Here is a 19,354-nt window from a genome sequence, read left to right on the forward strand (position 1 = left end):
GAGCACCGACATGAAGAAGGTCGTCTTGGCAGCCGCCGCGCTCGTCGCCATGCTCCCGATGAGCCTGCTCGGCGTCGGCCTGCTCATGTCGCCCGCCGCCTTCGCCGCGTGCCTGTCCTCGACCTCCCTCATCGTCGGCCCGATCCCCGACTCGCTCACGGCGACCACCCGCGCGGGCGCGACGGTGACGCTCGACCGCCAGCAGCTCACCCGAGCGGCGACCATCATCACCGTCGGCGCGCAGACCGAGGGCGTGGGACGTGCGGGCGTCCTCGTCGCACTGATGGCGGCACTCACCGAGTCGCGGCTGCGGATGCTCGCCAACCCGAGCGCCGTCCCCGAATCAGCCGACTACCCGAACGACGGCACCGGCAGCGACCATGACTCGCTCGGCCTCTTCCAGATGCGCCCGAGCGCGGGCTGGGGCACCGTCGCCGACCTGATGAACGCCGAATACCAGACCCGCGCGTTCTACGGCGGGCCGAAGGGACCGAACTACCCATCGCCGCGCGGGCTGCTCGGCATCCCCGGCTGGCAGAGCTTCGACCCTGGCGAGGCAGCGCAAGCGGTCGAGGTCTCGGCCTACCCCGACCGCTATCAGAACTACCAGCCAGTCGCCGAAGCGATCCTCACGGCGCTCACCCGGCGCGCCGAAACGACGGCCGGAGGCACACCGCTCGACGACGTGCCCGAGACGACCGCACTCGTGTTCCCGCTCCCGAACGGGACGTGGGTGAATACGAGCGACTACGGATGGCGCGAAGACCCATTCACCGGAGAGCGTGCGTTCCACTCCGGCACCGATTGGGCCGCAGCGGACGGCACGCCGATCCTCGCGCTCGCCGACGGCGTGGTCAGCTACGCGGCGTTCTCCTCCGGGTACGGCGGGCTCATCATCATCGAGCACACCATTGGCGGCGAGCGCATCGCCTCCGCCTACGCCCATATGTGGGAGAGCGGCATCCTCGTCAGCGTCGGGGATCGCGTGGCCGCCGGGCAGCACATCGGCAACGTCGGGTCGTCGGGCAAGTCGACGGGCGCGCACCTGCACTTCGAGATCCGGCCGGGCGGCTCGAACAGCTCGGCCGTCGACGCGGAGCCGTGGCTTGCCGCGCGCGGCGTGCAGAACCTCGACGCCGCGAGCACCGCGGCGCTCTGCTCAGTGGAAGGAGCTGCGTGACATGGACGTATTTCCCGACTTCGGAGCTGTGGGCGGTCAGGCCGAGTTGCGCGCCATCGTCGGCGCGCTGCTGACCATCGTGCTCATCTTCGCTGTGCTCATGCTCGTGATCTGCGCTGCGGTGTGGGCCATCTCGTCGGCGAACGGCAACATCTCGTCAGCCGTCCGCGCGCGCACCGGATTCCTCGTCTCCATCGGCGCTGCGGCTCTCGCCGGCCTCGGCGTCACCTGGGTCAACTTCCTGCTCAGCGTCGGCACGAGCATCTGACGGGATCCGCCGGGACGACGTGCGCACCTGACTGGCGAGAGTCCTTTTCCCGCCAGTCCCAAGGAGCGCACAAGTGATTGACATCGACCCCAATACCGACGGATTGCCCGGCATCGAGCAGCTCCGCGTCATCGTCGGCGCGGCCATGACGGTGGGGCTCATCCTCGCCGTCCTCGCACTCATCATCTCGGCGGTGATCTGGGGCTACGGGGCGAACAGCTCGAATCCGCACCTCGCCAGCCGCGGCAAGATCGGCGTGCTCGTCTCCTGTGGCGCGGCGATCATCTGCGGCGCGTCGGTGACGCTCGTGAACTTCTTCTGGAACGTCGGCCAGTCGGTATAGCTGCCCGAACGCGACAGAGGGAGGGAACTGATGAGCGTCTGCGACGTGCCCGTCATCGCATCGGTGTGCGACTTCGTGGGCGAGGGAACCGCCTCGCTCATCGCCGCGCCATTCGACTGGCTCGCACAGGCGATGGGCCAGGCCGCAGCCTGGCTGTTCGAGGCGGTGTGGGCGGTGTTCGACACGACGACGCTCGTCGACGTGACCGGAGTCCAATACGTCGCGGTCTACAACGTGCTGTTCGGGGTGGCGATCTTCGTCATGCTCGTGTTCTTCTGCCTCCAGCTCATCACCGGGCTCGTCCATCGAGATCCGATGGCGCTGTCGCGGGCCGGGCTCGGGCTCGCCAAGTCGGTGCTCGGCTCGTTCATCGCCATCACGCTCACCGCGACGCTGCTGGAGGTCACCGATCAGCTCGCCATCGGCATCGTGCAGGCGACGGGAAACACAATGGAGGGCATCGGCGACCGCATGGCGCTGCTCGCCGCCGGGCTGACCACGATCAACATCGCTTCACCCGGCGTCGGCGCGATCATCACGATCTTCCTCGCCGGGCTCGGCATCGCGGGCGCGGGCATCGTGTGGTTCACGCTGCTCATCCGCAAGGCGCTGCTGCTGGTCGCCATCGTCTTCGCTCCCATCGCGCTCGCCGGGTTCACCTGGGATGCCGCGAAGGGGTGGTTCGGGCGGTGGGCCGCGTTCGTCGTGGCGCTCATCTTCTCGAAGCTCGTCATCGTCGTCGTGTTCCTGGTCGCCATCGGGCAGATCAGCGCGCCCATCGACCTCGACCTCGCCTCGATCAGCGACCCGATCTCGGGTGTCGTGCTGATGTTCATCGCCGCGTTCGCGCCGTACCTCACTTACAAGTTCATCTCGTTCGTGGGCTTCGATATGTACCACGCGATGTCGAGCGAGCAGGAGGCGAAGTCCGCGCTGAACCGCCCCATCCCCCTGCCGGTGAAGGCGCAGCCGAGCGCGGCGAAGCCCGTGCTCGACGGACAGAGCGGATCGGGTGCCGGAACGCCTCCCACGCCGAGCACAGCTCCGGCAGCAGGAGGCGCTGGCGGCGGTGCGGCGGCCACTGGCGCGGGAGGCGGAGCTGCGGCATCCGGCGGCGGTGCGGCTTCGGGCGGGGCAGCAGCGGGTGCAGGTGCCGCTGCCGCGGGGCCTGCGGCTGCTGTGGTCATCGGTGCTCAGGTCGCCAAGGCTGCCGCGACATCCGGCCCCAAGGCCGGCGCCACTGTCGGTGACGCGGCGATGGGACAGGCTGACGCGGCCGAGCCCGTAGCCGCAGCAAGTCCGACGCAGCGCACTCCTGTCTCGGTACCGCCCGCGCCGCGCGGCAACGCCACCGCGCCACCCGCACCGCAGCCCCGACCGAGTGCTCCCGCTACGCCGCGGAAGGGATAGGACATGGCGACCCAGCATCCACAGACTCCCGGCCAGCAGCTCTCCCCGGTGCAGTTCTCCCGGCTCGCGCACCGCGGCGTGCTGCTCGGGCTGTCCATCTCGCAGTTGATCGTGCTCGGCATCGGCGTCGTCACCGTGGTAGCCACGATCTACGCGGGCGGCGGCATGGGCCTGGTGTGGACCTCGCCGATCTGGCTGACCTGCCTCCTGCTCGCCATCGTCCCCGTCGACGGGCGCAAGCTCGTGGACTGGCTGCCCATCGTCTCGCGCTGGATGTGGCGAAGCACCGTCGGGCAGTTGATCTTCCGCCACCGGGTCATCAAGCCCCGCCCGGTCGGAACGCTCGCGCTGCCGGGAGATGCGACTGCTTTGCGCGAGTGGGTCGATCCCGAGACCGGAGCCGCGATGGTGCATGACCCCCACGCGCAGACCTTGACCGCGGTGCTCGGGGTGACGCATCCGGCGTTCGTGCTGCTCGATCCGGGCGAGCAGGAGCGGCGGGTCAACGGCTGGGGCCGCGTGCTCGCCACGGCCTGCCGTTCGGGCAGGATTGCTCGGCTCCAGGTCTCCGAGCGCACACTGCCGGACTCCGGCACCGGGCTCGCCGAGTGGTGGGCCAGGCACGGTACCGACGACGGCTCCTGGCCCTCGACCACCTACCGGGAGCTGATCGAGCGGGCCGGGCCGACCGGCGAACGCCACGCGACGACCATCTCGATTGCGCTCGATATGAACACCTCGGGACGACAGATCCGCTCCGCGGGTGGCGGCATCCGAGGAGCTGCTGCGGTGCTGCGCCAGGAGATGACCACCCTCGTCACCGCGCTGCGCGCCGCGGATCTCACAACGACCGGCTGGCTCGCGCCGGGCGAGGTCGCGGTCATCCTGCGTTCAGCCTACGACCCGGCTGCCGCGCCCGCGTTGGAGCGGCACGCCGACATCGGGCGCTCCCTCGCCACCGCGGGGCCGGTCGCGGTCACCGAGAGCTGGGACCGCGTGCGCACCGACTCGGCACACCACACCGTGCTCTGGCTCTCCGAGTGGCCGCGCTCGCAGGTCTACCCCGGCTTCCTCGCGCCGCTGCTGCTGACCTCCGGCGTGCAGCGCACGTTCTCGCTTATCTGCACGCCGGTTCGCGCCGATGTCGCAGCCCGCGACCTGCGGAAGAAGAAGGTCGGCCTGCTCTCCGACGCGACCCAGCGGGCGAGGATCGGGCAGGTCGAGGACGCCTCGCGCACCGCCGAATACCAGGACGTGCTCCAGCAGGAGTCCGACTTGACAGCGGGGCACGGCGTGCTCCGCTACACCGGCCTCATCTCGGTCTCCGCCCCCACAGTCGACGAGCTGGATGCCGCCGTAGCCGCAATCGAGCAAGCGGCGGTGCAGGCGTCCTGCGAGACGCGCCGACTCGTCGGACAGCAGGCCACCGCGTTCGCTGTCGCCGCGCTGCCGCTCTGCCGGGACGTGTAGCGACCCACCCGCCAGGCCCGACCAAGGAGAGACGATGCCGACCTACTACGACCCCGTCGCCGATGCAGGTGATGCGCGGGAGTCCGTGCGGGCGCTCGCGCACGCGAGCCGCGCGTTCCACGACCCAGCGGACACCTATCAGGTGGTCGGCGAGCTGCTCGGGACGCTCCGCTCGCTGGAGCAAGTGCTGGAGCAGGTCGCCGCGGCGCACGTTCGGGAGCAGGACAGGGCGTTCCTCGACAACGGCGACCGCAGCGGCGGGCTCATCGAGGCCGATACCGCCGCTCGCGCGCTCCGTCAGGCCGCTGCCGCCATCGGGCAGGCGGAACGCGCCGTGGATGAGGCGTCGCAGCACTCGGGCCGGATCGCGTGGCATCCGGCACCCGTCGCCGACGAGCCGGGGGTCGATCCGTTCTCCCGCGATCCATTCGATGCTCCCCCGATCAGTTCACGGCGAGGGCTGTCGCTATGAGTCCGGACGACCGCGAGCGCCTGCACACCGCGGTTCTGCTCGACCCGGCAGGTGAACGCCGCGCGGCGCGGAAGGCGCGGCGTCGAGCTGCGAGCAAGATAGAAGCCGCCGACCGCAAGGCGCAGCAAGACCGGGCACGCGCCGAGTGGGAGGCGGAACGTGAGGCGCGGCGGGCGACGACGTACCTCCCGCCGTCCGGCGAGACCCGGCCCGCCGCGCTCCGCACTCCAGGACGGTTCCGGCTGCCGCGCCACCAAGACACGAGTGCGACGCTGGCCGGGGCGTATCCATTCCTGGCCGAGGGCGGGCTCGGCTCTGCCGGGGTGTTCGTCGGCCAGGATCTCTACAGCGGTGCGTCGTTCGTCTACGACCCGTGGGTGCTCTACGCGCAGGGCATCATCACCGCGCCGAACATCGTGCTCGCGGGCATCGTCGGCTCGGGAAAGTCCTCGCTCGCCAAGAGCCTCTACACGCGCTCCATTCCGTTCGGTCGGCGGGTCTACGTCCCCGGCGATCCCAAGGGCGAGCACACCGCCGTCGCGCAGGCGGTCGGCGGGCGCGCGATCATGCTGGGTCACGGGATGTCCACGCGGCTGAATCCGCTCGATGAGGGGCATCGGCCGTCGGGCCTCAGCGACGCCGAGTGGCAGAGCCAGGTGACCTCGCGGCGGCGCGACCTGATCGGTGCGCTCGCCGAAACCGTCCTCGACCGCGGGCTCACCCCGCTGGAACACACGGCCGTCGACATCGCGCTCGCTGACGCCGTGCGCTCGGCCGAGGTGCCGATCCTCCCAATGGTGGTCGAGCGCATCCTGGCTCCGCACGCCGAAGACGACGATGGAAGGATTGCCGAGGACGGGCGGCTCGTCGGCCATGCGCTGCGGCGACTGGTGGCGGGTGACCTTGCCGGGCTGTTCGACGGCCCGAGCACGGTGCGCTTCGACCCGTCGCTGCCGATGGTGTCGCTCGACCTGTCTCGGGTCGCGGACAACTCCACGCTCATCTCCGTCCTCATGACGTGCTCATCCGCGTGGATGGAATCGGCGCTGCTCGATCCGGCAGGCGGACAGCGATGGGTCGTCTACGACGAGGCGTGGCGGCTCATGTCCCACCCGGCGCTGCTGCGCCGCATGGATGCGCAATGGCGGCTCGCGCGGCACTACGGCATCGCCAACCTGCTCATCTTCCACAAGCTCACCGACCTCGACAACGTGGGCGACCAGGGCTCGGCGATGCGCGCGCTCGCCTCGTCGCTACTCGCCAACGCCGAGACCAGGGTGATCTACCGGCAAGAGAGCGACCAGCTCGGCGCGACGGCGCAGGCGCTCGGGCTCACTGGCACCGAGCAGGGGCTGCTGCCCGGTCTCGGCACCGGGCAAGGGCTCTGGCGGATCAAGAACCGCTCGTTCGTCGTCCAGCACCAGCTCCACCCCGCCGAACTTGCGATGTACGAGACAGGGCAGAAGGCGAGAGGAGCGTGAGATGAGCAGCACCCTAATGCGGCGACGCCGAGCGCGTCGGGAGAACACCGAGCAGGCGGCCACGACCAACGCGCCGCCCGTGCTGCCGGTCGTGACGATGACAGTGCAGCCGGACGCGACGCTGCGCGTCGTCGTCGATGGGGAACCCTTCGGTCCACCGACGTTCGCACCGCCGTGGCAGCGCCACTCCTTCGCGCAGATCATCAGCCAGGTGATCGAGCAGCGCCACTCCCCCGTCCGCGTCGTGGTGCACGAACTCGATGGCACCGACTACACGGACATCGTGACCGCGCCGCTCCACCCCGCGTTCCACGACCCGGCTATGCCGGAGCAACCGCCGGCCTCGACCGAGGGCGTCACCCCGGCGTCGGATGTGACCGGCCCTTCGCACCTGCTCGAACTCCAGAACGACGAAGGGTTCGTGCCCGGCGAGGAGGTCGCGGTCGCGGTCATCGTCCGGCATACCGGGGCGGGCGCCGAGGGCACAGCGCGCGCCCTGATCGAGCCGGGCCTGCTCGACTTGAGCCCGACGCACGAGGTCATCCTGCTCGGCCGTGTCTCGGGCACCTGCATCGTCGGGCATCCCGCATGACCAGTTCGTCGCCGCGGGCCGGGACATTCGGTGACGAGCTGACCAACCTCGCCCTCGGCGCGCTTCTCGGTGCGATGCTGCTCGCGGGGGCACTCCGTATCGCCGGAAGCATCGCAGCGTTCGTCACGGGCGCGCCCCAGCCCACCGCAGGTCTCGAAGCGGGAGTCGGTGTCGTGTTCAGCGCCGACGACCCCGGCGAGGCACTCGGCTCCGCGTCGCTCAGTCCCATCGCGTACTGGATCACGGTGGCCCTGCTGCTCGCCGCCGTCGGCACCGCTGCATGGTTCATCTGGCGGTGGGTGCGGGAGCTGGGCAAGCGCGCCAAGTCCGATCCGAACCGGATCGAGGGCATCGCCGACGCGCGCGACGTGCAGCGCGCCGCGTCGGAGCGCAACCTCCTGCGCCGCGCCAAGACGCTCCGCCCCTCGCTGGCGGAGCCCAAGCCCGAGCAGGTCGGCTACCTGCTCGGCACGTCGCACGGCAAGCGCGTGTGGACATCCGTGGAGGACTCGATCCTGCTCATCGGCCCGCCGAGATCCGGCAAGGGCGCGAACATCGTCATCAACATGATCCTCGAAGCCCCCGGCGCGGTCATCACGACCTCAACGAGGCCGGACAACCTCACGGCGACACTCCGCGCACGCCAGACGAAGGGCGGGCCGGTATCCGTCTTCGATCCACAGCATCTCGCCGAAGGCGTACCCGCAGGGCTTCGTTGGTCGCCGATCCGCGGCTGCGAAGTGCCCCTCACGGCGATGATTCGCGGCACGGGGCTCGCCGCCGGTACCGGCCTCTCCGGCCCGTCGGTCGAGAACGGCGGGTTCTGGGAGGGCAAGACCCGCACCGCGCTGCAGGCACTCCTGCACGCCGCAGCCCTCGACCACCGTCAACCTGCCGAGCTGTTCCGCTGGACGCTCGATCCCGCGGCCGCAGCCGATGCCGTCTCCATCCTCGCGTCGCATCCCCAAGCCGCGACCGGGTGGGCGGAGTCGCTCGACGGGATGCTGCAATCCGACCCGCGCACGCGCGACTCCATCTGGCAGGGCGTCTCGCTCTCGCTCGCCTCGCTCGCCGACCCGCGGGTGCTCGAAGCCGTCAGCCCGAGCGAGGACGAACAGTTCGACCCCGAGGCGTTCCTGCGCGAGTCCGGCACGCTCTACCTGCTGGCGACCGGAGCCGGAGCTGGCGCGTCCTCGTCGCTCGTCGCGGCGTTCATCGAAGACCTTGTGGAGACGGCTCGGCGGATCGCCGCTCGCTCACCAGGCGCACGACTCGATCCGCCGGTGCTGCTCGCCCTCGACGAGATCGGGAACCTCGCACCGCTGCCCTCGCTCCCGGTCCTCATGGCCGAGGGTGGCGGCACGGGCCTGACCGTGATGCCCGTATTCCAGTCGCTCGCCCAGGCGCGAGGTCGCTGGGGGGACGACGCCGCGACCGCGATGTGGGACGCCAGCATCACCAAGATCGTGCTCGGCGGCGGCACCGACACCCGTCACCTCCAGGACATCTCCACACTCATCGGCGAACGTGACGAGACGACCGATGCCGTGACCATCGGCGAGCGGGGCCTGCGCTCCAACCAACGCTCGATCCGCCGCGTCCCGATCATGAAGGTCGAGGACATCCGCACGCTGCCCCAGGGCACGTCGCTCGTCCTGCTCCGCTCTGCGCCGCCGATCATCACAACGATGCGCTACTGGCTCGACCGACCCGACGCCGAGACCCTGCTCGCACAGCGCACCGATGTCGAGTCGGTCATGCGTCCGACCCGAGCAGAAACCACCTCACCCGAACCGGCATCTCCCGAGTAGGACGCCTACAACCGGGTCAAGGCGTTGCCCGCGTCGAGCGCCACCGGAGCCAAGTACGACAGCGACCCGTCCTGCCCATACTCCGGTCGGGGGTTGGCTTGGATCGCCTGCACCGCGGCACGCTCCGAGGGGAGCACACCGTCGCCGAGCAGATCGAGCCTCCGGTGCAGCGCGACCTGGATGGCCCACTCCGCTTGCTGGCGATACCAAGTGAGGTCTTGGAAGTCCAGCCCGAGGCCGAGAGAGTAGGTAGCTTCGCCGCCAACCATCGTGAAGATGAGGGCCGCTCCGCCGTACTGCCGGTCGGGCCACACCTCGACCTCGACGATGTACTCCCACGGGATACTTGCGGCCAGGGCTTTGCCCGCGACTGCGCGAGCTGCGGCAGCGTTCTTCGCACCCTGCGATGCGCCCCGAATCGCAGCGGTCATGAGGAACCCGGCGAAGCTGTCAGTATCGACGTCGACACTCGATTCCTTCGGCTGCACGAAGTTCGGGCACACGAAAATCAATCGCTGATCTGTGAAGTAGAGCGTCGTGTTTCCCCAGCTAGGGCTCACGTCTTGCACGGGTGCGGAGGGCCAAGGCTGATAGAAGCAGCCTCCTTCTCCGGTGAGGTGCTGAAGGTAGTTCTCGCCCTCGGCCAGGGTAGGGCTCTTGTCAGCATTCAGCACGGGAACGAACGGCCCCGGAGACGGCTGGGATACCTCGACCACTCGTAGGAGGTTGATCTTCGCCGAAGTCGTCGGCCCGCTCGCAGGGATCACCAACCGTGGGGCGCTGCCGCCGTCGGTGCCGCCCGATGATGGCTGCGGCACCGACAAGGACTGGTCGTACTGAGCGCGCGCCACAGGCTCCAGCAGGATGCGTTCAGCCTCTGCAATCGCGGCGATCCGCTGCTCAGCGACCTGGCGCTGACTCAGATTCGGATGATTCGAGCGGGTCTGCCACTTCCGGCGCGCAACCGTGATGGCCTCGCGGATCTCGGCCTCGGAAGCCGTCGGCGCAACTTCCAACACCTCATAGAGCGAAATGTCCAAGCTACTCACCGCTGGCCTACCTGATCGAACTCACGAGGGCGATGATGAGGTAGATCACGGTAATCCCAAGACCGATCCACCCGAGCACGATTCCCGCCTTGGCCGTGCCGTATGGGTTCAGCCCCGCCGCCCGAGAAGCCTTCTGCGAGCTGACCCCCATGACGATCGCCAAGATCGCCAAGATCAAGCCGCAACCGGGAACGAGACCGATCACGCCATAGACGACGGCCAAGGTCGCGCGCTTCTTCCCCGGCGGCGGCCCGCCATTCGGATTCCCGGCGACCGGCGGCGGCGGAGTCCGTCCGGTGCTCGCGTTGGAGCCATACGGCTGGGACGGTGCCGACGGCGGCGGAGGCAGGCGGGACGGCTGCGAGCCGGACGGATTGGACGGAGGCGGCGGTGGGAGCGTCACGAAGACTCCTTCTCGTATGGCGCTTGTCGAGATGCGCGGGATCGTCGACCTACAGGGAGGCCGCAAACTTGCTGGCGGATTGCGACGCCTGCTGGAGCGCGGCGACCGCAGCATCGAGCTGCTTCTCAGCGGCCTGAAGCGCCTGGATCAGGTCTCGGTCAGTCCCCGAGGCGGTTCCGCCGATGGTCGCCTGCACTTGGTTGACGGCCTGCGAGAACTTCGACTTAAACCCGGTGAGCCCAGCGGCGGTCGACTTGGCATCAGCAGAGATGCTTGTGAGCTGCTGCTTTACTGTTCCGAGCTGGGACATCTCGATCTCCTCGATAGGGCGTGTGCCGAAAATCAAGCTATGAGCCAGAGCAGATCAGCACTGACCTATTGCGTTACCCCCCCCCCCGTGATATTGGGCGAAGCGCAAGAGTCTGCGCAGCCGCCCCCGTTCGAGGGATAGCCGAAGCCCCCTGCATAGGAACGGCGGCTCCCAAGGGGTAACCCTCCTCGAACGGACGCACGCAGGGCAGCCAGCCCTGCCCCTGGAAAGCGCCCTCTCCGTCCAGTCGATAGCGAGTTCCGCTATCGGTTGAGGCCGATCACCAGACGTTCCGCAGAATCCCGGTGTAGATGGCTGCCACCCCGACGAGCGATACAGCCACCCAAAGAGGCCAACGAACCTGACGATGCATGAGTCGTTCGACTGCCGTCTGGCCGATCAGGAGCAGTCCGGCCACATACGACACGATCAGTAGCGGATTCATGGCAAACGAACGGGACAGGTCGCCCCGCAGCAACGAGTAGAGCGCGCGCGTGCCGCCGCAAGTCGGGCACTCCCACCCGGTCATCTGATGCCAGAAGCACTCGGGGAAGACCTGAGTCTCGTAGGGGTTGGCGAACTGAAAGAGAAGTCCGGCGGCGGCGTGCGCGCCCACGACCGCGACGCCGCCTGCTATCCACGGCGCGGCGGACGACGCCCTGCGCGTCAGCAACGCTTCGCCACTCACGCCAATCCTCTCCGCGTCGGCAATCGCTCCACCGGGATGCGATGCGTACCTGTCGGGTAGCAATCCTCACTCGACAGTACGGTAAGGAGCATTCCCCGATGCGAACCAAAGAGTCCCTGTGGGGCTTCTTCGCCAGCGACCCGCAGTTGTCCTTCAACGAGGACGGCGAGGCGCGGCTGTTCGCCTGGATCGGTCAGGAGCAGTTCGAGCGCAACCCGGACGGCTCGTTCACCCAGGGCGAAACGAAGTTCTACCCGTTCAAGATGTTCCGGCGCAGCGCCGAGCACGCCTACGAGAAGTTCGCGCGCGGCGACAACTTCGTCGCCAGCGGCCACGTCCAGAAGTTCAGCTACCAGAAGGACGGCGAGACGGTCAGCGGCGAGGAGTTCATCGCCACGCACATCGGCCCCGACGCAGCCCGCACGAGCTACGCCGTCGACCGCGGCCGGTCGCGCTCGCAGCAGGTGGAGAGCGCCCCCATCGAAGCGCCCGACCCGACCCTCCCGCAGCAGCCGTCGTCCCGCCCGATGACGCTGTGAGGGCGAGTCATGACCATCGAGCGAACGCTGTTCCCACCGGACGATCCCGACTTCGACGTGCCCCCGCTCGAAGAGCCGGAGCCCGACCCGGTGACGACCTCGCCGAGGCCGGCCAAGGAGCCCGATCCCGAGCCGAAGGACGCTCCCGAGCCGCCGCGCCCCGTGAACTGGAACATCCTGACCGCGGCCGAAGCGCAGGTGGAATGGCTGGAACTGAACGCCTGGGTGAACTGGCTGCGCCACGAGTACGGGCTCAGTGTGAACATCGTGCCGCCGTTCTGGCACCGGCACCCGGAGCTGGTCTGGCCGCTGTCGGCGCTCCGCCAGCACTACCTGAATGCCTACGACAAGAAGCAGCACGGGTCGGCGCCGTTCGGCTGGTGGCGGGACTTCTGGGACTTCCAGCAGCGACTGCGCGACGCGGTGACCGCGTGCGGGACGAAGCTCAACACGGATCGCCCGACGCGGCAGGCCGTCTGGCCGGGCGAGAAGGAACGTCCCGTCATCGAGGAGACCGTCATCCCCAACCGGGATGAGGACTTCACGCAGTTCGTCAAGGACGATGTGGCGCGCAGGCAGGCCATCGAGGACGAGTTCTACGCCCATCTCGCGGCGGAGCAGTAGGGCGCGGGCGGTGACGGCGAATGGCGCGGCAGCGATCCCGGAAGCCCTGGCCGGGGCAACTGGAGTTCGACCTCTGGGGGCTCGACGAGCCCGCGGCGGACGAGTCGATCACCGCTGCGCGGGAGGCTGGCGCAGCCGATGAACAAGTACGGGCAGATGGCGCTGTCGCATTGGCAGGCGACGGCCCCGAGCAGGGTGGCGGAGCTGACCGATCCGGCGACGTTCTTCGAGGCGCTGGGTCTGGAGATGCAGGCGCAGGTGACAAACCTCGCGTCAATGCTGGCGGGCAGCGACCGTCAGGGGGAGACTTTCTTGCAGAAGGTCGCCCGGCTGACGGCGGCCCGGCGACAGGCGGAGGAGGTCGTGATGTCGCAACTGGCGTGGATCACCGACCCGAGCCTGCCGCTGGATCAGGCGCGGGAGGAATGGGAGCAGACCCGTCCCTCCGACGAGAACCTGATCCTCTGGGCGGAGCGGATGCAGGACTGCCCGGATTCGATGCCCTCCTCCGTGGAGCTGGAGGAATTGGCGAAGAGGTGGGCGCTCAGCGTCGAGTTCCTGCTGGAGCTCGTGGCGACGGAGCCCCCGCGGGAGTACATGCGGGCGAACCAGGCGACGCTCTCCGAGGCGGCGACGATCCGCTTCTTCCGCGAGCTGCGGTAGCGCCTCGGTTCGTTCCCGCCTCGCAGGACGACCTTGGCCCCTCGGGCGCGAAGGCACGCTATCGGGCGAACGTGGAGGCGATCCACCTCATCCACGATCTGAACTCGACGGGTCGCCCCGCGTCTCCAGAGGGTCAGCGCGTGCTCGCCCGCTGGTCGAGCTGGGGCGCGATCCCCGAGGTCTTCGATGATCTGAAGCCCGAATGGGATGCCGAGCGCGCTGAGCTGCGCGAGCTGCTGAGCGACGACGAGTGGGATGCCGCCGCGCGCACGACGATCAACGCGCACTACACCGACCCGATGATCGCCCGGCAGGTGTGGCGGCTGCTGGACGGGCTGGGGTTCCGCGGCGGCGCGGTGCTGGAGCCCGGTTCCGGCGCGGGTACGTTCATCGGCCTCGCGCCGGCGTCGGCGCAGATGACCGGGGTGGAACTCGATCCACTGACGGCGGCGATCTGCGCCGAGCTGTACCCGCACGCGACCGTCCGCGCCGAGTCCTTCGCCGACACCCGACTGCCTGAAGGACACTTCGACGCAGCCATCGGCAACGTGCCGTTCAGCAGCGTCACTCTGCACGACCCGCTGCACAACGCCACCCGGCAGTCGATGCACAACCACTTCATCATCAAGTCGCTGCGCCTGACCCGGCCCGGCGGCCTCGTCGCGGTGCTGACCTCGCACTTCACGATGGATGCGCAGAACCCCGGCGCTCGACGCGAGATGAACGAGCTGGCCGACCTCGTGGGCGCGATCCGCCTGCCCACCGGGGCGCACCGTCGCGCCGCCGGAACGGAGGTCGTCACCGACCTGCTCGTCTTCCGGCGACGAGTGCCCGGCGAGCAGATGCGCGACGACGCCTGGGAGACGGTCTCGCAGGTGCCCATCGACGGCGTGCCGATGCGGATCAACCGCTACTTCGATGAGCACCCCGAGCAGATGCTCGGCGAGGTCGGCGTCGGCCACGGGATGTACGACGCGGCCACGCTCACCATCACGACCGATCTGGCTGACTTGGAGGCGGAACTCGCGGTCGCCGTCGACCAGATCGTGTTCTCCGCGCGCCGGGCCGGGCTGACGATGACCGAGCGCACCGCCGAGCAGCAGGCGCGCCGGGCAGCGTTCACCCCGTCGGCGCCGGAGCTATGGGACGGCAGCATCGTGGCGAGCGAGACCGGCGGCTTCCGCACCGTTGTCTCCGGCTCGCTGGAGCCGCTTGCGGTGCCGAAGTCCGCCGAGCGCGAGCTACGCGCACTGCTGCGTCTGCGCGACGGGGCATCCCGCCTGCTGACCGCGGAAGCGGCGAGCGTGGACGACACGCCTGACATCGTGCTCACCCGCACGACGCTGCGCCGCGACTACCTGAAGTACGTCGGCACCTACGGGGCGCTGAACCGCTACACGCTGCGCCCCACCGGGCGCACGAACGAGGACGGCGAGGAGACCTTCGCGCGCATCGTGCCGACACCGATCCGGCTGCTGCGCTCCGACCCGTTCGGTCCCCTGGTGCTCGCGCTGGAGCAGTTCGACGACGAGGATCAGTCCGCGTCGCCCGCGGCGATCATGAGCCACCGCGTGGTCGTGCCGCGCGCCGAGGTGCAGGGCGTCGATAGCCCCGCCGACGCTATCGCCGTCAGCCTCGATCGAACCGGCGGGATCGATCTGCCCCTCATCGCCGACCTGCTCGGGATGAACGACCACGACGCGCGCGAGGCGCTGGGAACGCTCGTGTTCACCGATCCGGCGACCGATCTGCTCGTCCACGCGCCCGAGTACCTGTCCGGCGACGTGCGGGTCAAGCTCGAAGCCGCCCGCCAGCGCGCCGAGCAAGACCCGGCATTCCAGCTCAACGTCGATGCGCTCGCCGAGGTGCTGCCCGCGCCGCTCGGCATCCAGGACATCCACGCCAAGCTCGGGGCCGTCTGGATCAGCGCCGACGTGCATGAGCAGTTCCTCCGCAGCATCCTGCGCGCGCAGGACGTGCGCGTGGAGAACCCACTGCCGGGCATGTGGGAGATTCGCGGCGGTCGGCAGGGCCTCCCCTCCACCTCCGAGTGGGGCACCCCGCGGCGTCCCGCCCCGGACATCGCGCAGGCCGTGATGGAGCAACGCACGATGCTCGTCTACGACGAGGAGAAGGACATCGACGGGAAGGTGCGCCGCATCCTCAATCCCGTCGAGACCACCGCCGCGCAGGAGAAAGCCGACGCGCTACAGGAGCGGTTCGGCGAGTGGGTGTGGGAAGACCCCGACCGCGCGCAGGCGCTCGTGGACGAGTACAACCGGCGCTTCAACTCCATCGTGCTCCGCGACTACACGAACGCCGGGGCCTACCTCTCGCTGCCGGGTCTCGCGGCCACCTTCGAGCCGCGCACGCACCAGCGCGCCGCCGTCGCCCGCATGGTGTCCGAGCCTGCGGCGGGCCTGTTCCACGAGGTTGGCGCAGGCAAGACGGCGGAGATGATTATGGGCGCGATGGAGATGCGCCGCATGGGGCTCATCAGCAAGCCCGTCGTCGTCGTGCCGAACCACATGCTGGAACAGTTCGGCCGCGAGTGGCTCCAGGTCTACCCGCGTGCCCGTGTACTCGCCGCGTCGAGCCTCGACCTCACCGCCGACAAGCGGCGGCTGTTCGTCGCACGGGCGGCTGCGAACGAGTGGGACGCGATCATCCTCACGCAGGGCGCGTTCGCCAAGATCCCGCTGCGCGCCGAGACGCAGCAGCAGTACATCCGCGGGCAGGTGGACGACGTGCGGCAAGTGCTGGACGAGGCGACCGGCGAGCAGCGGATGAGCGTCAAACGCATCCAGCGCAAGCTCCTGGCGATGGAGAACAAGCTCAAGGATCGCCTCGACTCCGACCGCGACCGCGGCGTCTGCTTCGAGGACACCGGCATTGACTACGTCATCGTCGACGAGATGCATATGTACAAGAACCTCGCCACGGAGTCGAACATCCGGGACGCTGCCATCGAGGGATCGGATCGCGCGAGCGACCTGCACATGAAGCTCGAATACCTCCGCTCCGCCGGACGCGAGCGGGTCGTCACCGCGGCGACGGCGACGCCCATCTCGAACTCGATCACCGAGACCTATGTGATGCAGCGATACCTGCGGCCCGACGTGCTGGAGTCCGCGGGCGTCGGCGCATTCGATGCATGGGCGGCGACGTTCGGCGAGCTGGTCACGCAGATGGAGATCTCGCCGACCGGCAGCACGTTCCGCATGAAGACCCGCTTCGCCCGCTTCCAGAACGGGCAGGAGCTGCTGCGGATGTGGTCGGTGTTTGCCGACGTGAAGACCGCCGAAGACCTCGACCTGCCCGTGCCCTCACTCGTACAGCGCGACGACGGCAGCCGCGCGCCCTCCACCGTCCCGGTGCAGCCAACCGTCGAGCTGGAGCAGTACGTCGCCTCCCTCGCCGAACGCGCCGAGAAGGTCGCCAGCCGCCAGGTGCGGCCCGACGAGGACAACATGCTCCTGATCGCCACCGACGGGCGCAAGGCCGCGCTCGACATCCGCATGGTCATCTCCCGCGACCCGTCCGGGCCGAGCAAGGTCGATGTCGCCGCCGACGCGATCCACCGCATCTGGGAGCGCACCCGCGGCAATGAGTACCTCGACACCGTGACGGGGCAACCCTCCGCGGTGCGCGGGGCGCTCCAGCTCGTGTTCAGCGACATCGGCACCCCGAACCTGGGCAGGTGGAACGCCTACGACGAGCTGCGGCAGCAGCTTGTGCAGCGCGGCGTCCCCGCCGAGCAGGTCCGGTACATGCACGAGGCGAAGACCGACGTGGAGAAGGCGCGCCTGTTCGCCGCCGCCCGCGCAGGCCACGTCGCGGTGCTCATCGGCTCGACGGAGAAGATGGGCGTCGGCACCAACGTCCAGGCGCGCGCCATCGCCCTGCACCACCTGGACTGCCCGTGGCGGCCCTCCGACATCGCCCAGCGCGACGGGCGCATCATGCGGCAGGGCAACCAGAACGAGGAAGTGGCGATCGTCCGCTACGTCACCGAGCGATCCTTCGACTCCTACATGTGGCAGACCGTCGAGCGGAAGGCCGCGTCGTTCGCGCAGCTCCTGCGCGGCAAGATCAACGCCCGAGAGATCGAGGAGATCGACACCTCCGCGCTGTCCGCAGCAGAGGCCAAGGCAATCGCCTCCGGCAATCCGCTCCTGCTGGAGCACTCCGTCATCCTGAACGAGGTGAACCGGCTGCGCCGCCTCCAGCGCGCGCACGAGCGCAACGAGGACATGCTCGTCCACACCGGAAACCGCGCCCGGTCAGCCGCCGAGCGCGCCGCCGCGGACATTCGCGGGCTGGAAGCCGCTGCCCCACGGATGATCGACACGAGCGGCGACAGGTTCCGCATCACACTCGGCACGCGCGACTACGACTCCCGCTCCGAAGCCGCCCACGCCCTCGCCGCATGGATGGGCGACTCCGGGCTGAAGTGGCTGCCGCGGTACGGGCACAAGGACTTCGGGATCATCGGCCGCATCTCAGGCTTCGACATCCACGTCGAGGCCCGCTCCGGGCTCGCCGCCCTCGATGTGACCCTCTCCCTGCCCGAGGTGCCCCGCTCGGGATTCACGATGTCGAAGGAGTCGTTCCTGGAGGCCGGGCTCGGGCTCGTGCAGCGCATCGAGAACCGTGTCAGCGGCATCCCCTCCCTTCTCGACCAGGCCCGCGAAGACCTGGAAGAAGCCGAGCAGACCGTCGCCGACACCCAGCAGCGCCTCGGCCAGCCCTTCCGCCACGCACAGACCCTCGCCGACGCCGAGGAAGACCTCGCCCGCGTCGAGTCCCAGCTCGCCGCGATGCAGGACGAACCGGCACCCGAGCCCGCCGCGCCAGAGTCCGAGCGCGTCGAGCTGACCATCGAAGCAGTGCGCGCCTACGAACCGAACCTCGGGTCGCGGGAGGGTGCGGGTCGTGAGCCCGCGACCCCGTTCGTCCCCGTGACGCCTCCGGCCGCGCCGCCGGGCAACGCCCAGCGGCTGTAGCTCAGCGGCACTCCCGGCCGAGCCCGTCGACGATCGTGGCCGGGTCGGTGATGATCTGCTCGCAGCGCAGGCAGCGCGTGCCGCGGAAGATCACCTCCGGCTCGCCGTGGATGCCGTGTTCGGGTTCGACCTCGTAGAGGTCCGCGTGTGCGGCGAACAGGCGCGGGTGGTTCTTGGCGATGGCGGCGTGGAATTGCGCGGGCGTGGTCGGCGGATTGAGCTGACGCTCGACGAACAGGTCGATCACCGTCGAGTACGCATCACGGGTGAGCCGCGTGGCGAGGAACACGTCAGGATTCACTGCCGAGATGCCGACGCTGGCGAGGTCGCCCAGCCCGTAGTCGTCCACATCCTCGGTGACCAGGAAGCGTGCGCCCGCGGCCGCAGCATCGGCAAGGATCTGCCGATCCGCGCCCTTCGTGCCTCCGAAATGTTCCGCACCCGTGCCGGTCGGCCCGAGCAAGACGTCGAATCGCTCCCGGACACTCGACGGCGGCAACGCCCTCGGGCGCATGTGCACCTGGGCCTCCCGCTCGGCAGCCCGGCTCCAGAAGGCGCGGAAGCCGCTCGGCACCCCGCCGACGACCAGCAGAGTCCGAGTGACGGGCTTAGCGATGATGTTCGCGTCCAGGAGAACGCGCGTCAGCTCACTGATCGCCGAAGAGGTCGTCGCGGAGTTCATCGCGCGTCAGCTCCACGAGGTCGCCCATCGTCTTGCGCCAGTACCGCGCGAACTCCTCGTAGGGGATGCGATTGCGATTGCCGACCTTGACCGCGCGAATCTCCCCCGCCTTGATCTTCCGCGAGATGGTGGGACGAGACACGCCCATCGCGTCGGCGACCTGCTCGGGGGTCATCATGCGGCGCTTCGCCGTCAGCGTCACCGTCTCCCCATCGGCTGCCGCCTGCTGCACATATGCGGCGACCTGCTCCAGCCAAGCCGGGCGCGCCCCGGCGCTGGAGCGCACATCCTCCGGGTTGATCGTCAAGCTCGTCATGGTCATGACCCCATCCTACCTCCATCTGCACACTCTGGACAATACAA

General features: G+C 69.1%; 19 protein-coding genes. 13 read left to right on the forward strand and 6 right to left on the reverse strand.

What is annotated here, in order from left to right; genetic code table 11:
• Window positions 1–10 precede the first annotated feature (10 nt).
• The 9 genes from AB0O89_RS05730 to AB0O89_RS05770 all read left to right on the forward strand — a co-directional run bounded on the left by AB0O89_RS05730 (window position 11) and on the right by AB0O89_RS05770 (window position 9,027).
• A complete protein-coding gene (locus AB0O89_RS05730; RefSeq protein WP_363495026.1) occupies window positions 11–1,180 on the forward strand; it encodes a M23 family metallopeptidase in 1,170 nt (389 codons plus the stop codon).
• Between the two features lies 1 nt (window position 1,181).
• The gene (locus AB0O89_RS05735) at window positions 1,182–1,448 is read left to right on the forward strand and encodes a DUF6112 family protein (protein WP_363495028.1); all 267 of its coding nucleotides are present in this window, start codon (window positions 1,182–1,184) and stop codon (window positions 1,446–1,448) included.
• Window positions 1,449–1,521: 73 nt separating this feature from the next.
• The gene (locus AB0O89_RS05740; RefSeq protein WP_363495030.1) at window positions 1,522–1,791 is read left to right on the forward strand and encodes a DUF6112 family protein; all 270 of its coding nucleotides are present in this window, start codon (window positions 1,522–1,524) and stop codon (window positions 1,789–1,791) included.
• Between the two features lie 30 nt (window positions 1,792–1,821).
• Window positions 1,822–3,201, forward strand: a complete 1,380-nt coding sequence (locus tag AB0O89_RS05745; protein ID WP_363495032.1) for a conjugal transfer protein TrbL — start codon at window positions 1,822–1,824, stop codon at window positions 3,199–3,201.
• Between the two features lie 3 nt (window positions 3,202–3,204).
• Window positions 3,205–4,671 carry an SCO6880 family protein gene (locus AB0O89_RS05750; protein ID WP_363495034.1) on the forward strand — a complete coding sequence of 489 codons (1,467 nt, stop codon included), beginning with the start codon at window positions 3,205–3,207 and terminating at the stop codon, window positions 4,669–4,671.
• A gap of 34 nt (window positions 4,672–4,705) precedes the next feature.
• Window positions 4,706–5,143: a hypothetical protein gene (locus tag AB0O89_RS05755; RefSeq protein ID WP_363495036.1), complete on the forward strand. Its 438-nt coding sequence runs from the start codon at window positions 4,706–4,708 to the stop codon at window positions 5,141–5,143.
• Window positions 5,140–6,624, forward strand: coding sequence for an ATP-binding protein (locus tag AB0O89_RS05760; RefSeq protein ID WP_363495038.1), 1,485 nt, complete (start codon window positions 5,140–5,142; stop codon window positions 6,622–6,624). Before AB0O89_RS05755 ends, AB0O89_RS05760 begins: the two co-directional genes overlap by 4 nt.
• Before the next feature lies 1 nt (window position 6,625).
• Window positions 6,626–7,216 carry a hypothetical protein gene (locus AB0O89_RS05765; RefSeq protein WP_363495040.1) on the forward strand — a complete coding sequence of 197 codons (591 nt, stop codon included), beginning with the start codon at window positions 6,626–6,628 and terminating at the stop codon, window positions 7,214–7,216.
• Window positions 7,213–9,027: a type IV secretory system conjugative DNA transfer family protein gene (locus AB0O89_RS05770; RefSeq protein ID WP_363495042.1), complete on the forward strand. Its 1,815-nt coding sequence runs from the start codon at window positions 7,213–7,215 to the stop codon at window positions 9,025–9,027. Before AB0O89_RS05765 ends, AB0O89_RS05770 begins: the two co-directional genes overlap by 4 nt.
• Window positions 9,028–9,032: 5 nt before the next feature.
• Here the strand turns inward: AB0O89_RS05770 and AB0O89_RS05775 are convergent, their stop codons facing one another.
• The 4 genes from AB0O89_RS05775 to AB0O89_RS05790 all read right to left on the reverse strand — a co-directional run bounded on the left by AB0O89_RS05775 (window position 9,033) and on the right by AB0O89_RS05790 (window position 11,477).
• A complete protein-coding gene (locus AB0O89_RS05775) occupies window positions 9,033–10,067 on the reverse strand; it encodes a DnaJ domain-containing protein (protein ID WP_363495044.1) in 1,035 nt (344 codons plus the stop codon).
• Between the two features lie 16 nt (window positions 10,068–10,083).
• Window positions 10,084–10,479 (reverse strand): DUF4190 domain-containing protein, encoded by a 396-nt coding sequence (locus tag AB0O89_RS05780; protein ID WP_363495046.1) that lies wholly within the window; start codon window positions 10,477–10,479, stop codon window positions 10,084–10,086.
• A 49-nt stretch (window positions 10,480–10,528) separates the two neighbouring features.
• Window positions 10,529–10,789 carry a hypothetical protein gene (locus AB0O89_RS05785; protein ID WP_363495048.1) on the reverse strand — a complete coding sequence of 87 codons (261 nt, stop codon included), beginning with the start codon at window positions 10,787–10,789 and terminating at the stop codon, window positions 10,529–10,531.
• Window positions 10,790–11,069: 280 nt separating this feature from the next.
• Window positions 11,070–11,477 carry a DUF2752 domain-containing protein gene (locus AB0O89_RS05790; protein ID WP_363495050.1) on the reverse strand — a complete coding sequence of 136 codons (408 nt, stop codon included), beginning with the start codon at window positions 11,475–11,477 and terminating at the stop codon, window positions 11,070–11,072.
• A 98-nt stretch (window positions 11,478–11,575) separates the two neighbouring features.
• On the opposite strand from AB0O89_RS05790, the gene AB0O89_RS05795 reads away from it, so the two are divergent.
• From AB0O89_RS05795 to AB0O89_RS05810, 4 genes are all read left to right on the forward strand, one after another.
• Window positions 11,576–12,016, forward strand: coding sequence for a single-stranded DNA-binding protein (locus AB0O89_RS05795; RefSeq protein ID WP_363495052.1), 441 nt, complete (start codon window positions 11,576–11,578; stop codon window positions 12,014–12,016).
• 9 nt (window positions 12,017–12,025) lie between these two features.
• On the forward strand, window positions 12,026–12,640 hold the full coding sequence (locus AB0O89_RS05800) for a hypothetical protein (RefSeq protein ID WP_363495054.1): 615 nt from the start codon (window positions 12,026–12,028) through the stop codon (window positions 12,638–12,640).
• A 138-nt stretch (window positions 12,641–12,778) separates the two neighbouring features.
• Window positions 12,779–13,303 carry a hypothetical protein gene (locus AB0O89_RS05805; protein ID WP_363495056.1) on the forward strand — a complete coding sequence of 175 codons (525 nt, stop codon included), beginning with the start codon at window positions 12,779–12,781 and terminating at the stop codon, window positions 13,301–13,303.
• A gap of 71 nt (window positions 13,304–13,374) precedes the next feature.
• Window positions 13,375–18,309 (forward strand): SNF2-related protein, encoded by a 4,935-nt coding sequence (locus AB0O89_RS05810; protein ID WP_363495058.1) that lies wholly within the window; start codon window positions 13,375–13,377, stop codon window positions 18,307–18,309.
• Window position 18,310: 1 nt separating this feature from the next.
• On the opposite strand, the gene AB0O89_RS05815 is transcribed toward AB0O89_RS05810, so the two are convergent.
• Complete coding sequence (locus AB0O89_RS05815) at window positions 18,311–18,991, reverse strand: hypothetical protein (protein WP_363495060.1); 681 nt, start codon at window positions 18,989–18,991, stop codon at window positions 18,311–18,313.
• Entirely contained in the window at window positions 18,957–19,313 is a 357-nt protein-coding gene (locus AB0O89_RS05820; protein WP_138172280.1) for a helix-turn-helix domain-containing protein, read from the reverse strand. Before AB0O89_RS05820 ends, AB0O89_RS05815 begins: the two co-directional genes overlap by 35 nt.
• Window positions 19,314–19,354: the final 41 nt, after the last annotated feature.

Source organism: Microbacterium sp. NPDC076895 (assembly GCF_040687115.1).
GTDB lineage: Bacteria > Actinomycetota > Actinomycetes > Actinomycetales > Microbacteriaceae > Microbacterium.

Excerpts from the sequence above, each read along its gene's own strand:
- AB0O89_RS05770 (WP_363495042.1), top strand. The coding sequence starts at position 7,213 with ATGACCAGTTCGTCGCCGCGGGCCGGGACATTCGGTGACGAGCTGACC.
- AB0O89_RS05820 (WP_138172280.1), bottom strand. The coding sequence starts at position 19,313 with ATGACCATGACGAGCTTGACGATCAACCCGGAGGATGTGCGCTCCAGC.
- AB0O89_RS05730 (WP_363495026.1), top strand. The coding sequence starts at position 11 with ATGAAGAAGGTCGTCTTGGCAGCCGCCGCGCTCGTCGCCATGCTCCCG.
- AB0O89_RS05755 (WP_363495036.1), top strand. The coding sequence starts at position 4,706 with ATGCCGACCTACTACGACCCCGTCGCCGATGCAGGTGATGCGCGGGAG.
- AB0O89_RS05765 (WP_363495040.1), top strand. The coding sequence starts at position 6,626 with ATGAGCAGCACCCTAATGCGGCGACGCCGAGCGCGTCGGGAGAACACC.
- AB0O89_RS05750 (WP_363495034.1), top strand. The coding sequence starts at position 3,205 with ATGGCGACCCAGCATCCACAGACTCCCGGCCAGCAGCTCTCCCCGGTG.
- AB0O89_RS05735 (WP_363495028.1), top strand. The coding sequence starts at position 1,182 with ATGGACGTATTTCCCGACTTCGGAGCTGTGGGCGGTCAGGCCGAGTTG.
- AB0O89_RS05805 (WP_363495056.1), top strand. The coding sequence starts at position 12,779 with ATGAACAAGTACGGGCAGATGGCGCTGTCGCATTGGCAGGCGACGGCC.
- AB0O89_RS05785 (WP_363495048.1), bottom strand. The coding sequence starts at position 10,789 with ATGTCCCAGCTCGGAACAGTAAAGCAGCAGCTCACAAGCATCTCTGCT.
- AB0O89_RS05800 (WP_363495054.1), top strand. The coding sequence starts at position 12,026 with ATGACCATCGAGCGAACGCTGTTCCCACCGGACGATCCCGACTTCGAC.
- AB0O89_RS05745 (WP_363495032.1), top strand. The coding sequence starts at position 1,822 with ATGAGCGTCTGCGACGTGCCCGTCATCGCATCGGTGTGCGACTTCGTG.
- AB0O89_RS05815 (WP_363495060.1), bottom strand. The coding sequence starts at position 18,991 with ATGAACTCCGCGACGACCTCTTCGGCGATCAGTGAGCTGACGCGCGTT.
- AB0O89_RS05795 (WP_363495052.1), top strand. The coding sequence starts at position 11,576 with ATGCGAACCAAAGAGTCCCTGTGGGGCTTCTTCGCCAGCGACCCGCAG.
- AB0O89_RS05760 (WP_363495038.1), top strand. The coding sequence starts at position 5,140 with ATGAGTCCGGACGACCGCGAGCGCCTGCACACCGCGGTTCTGCTCGAC.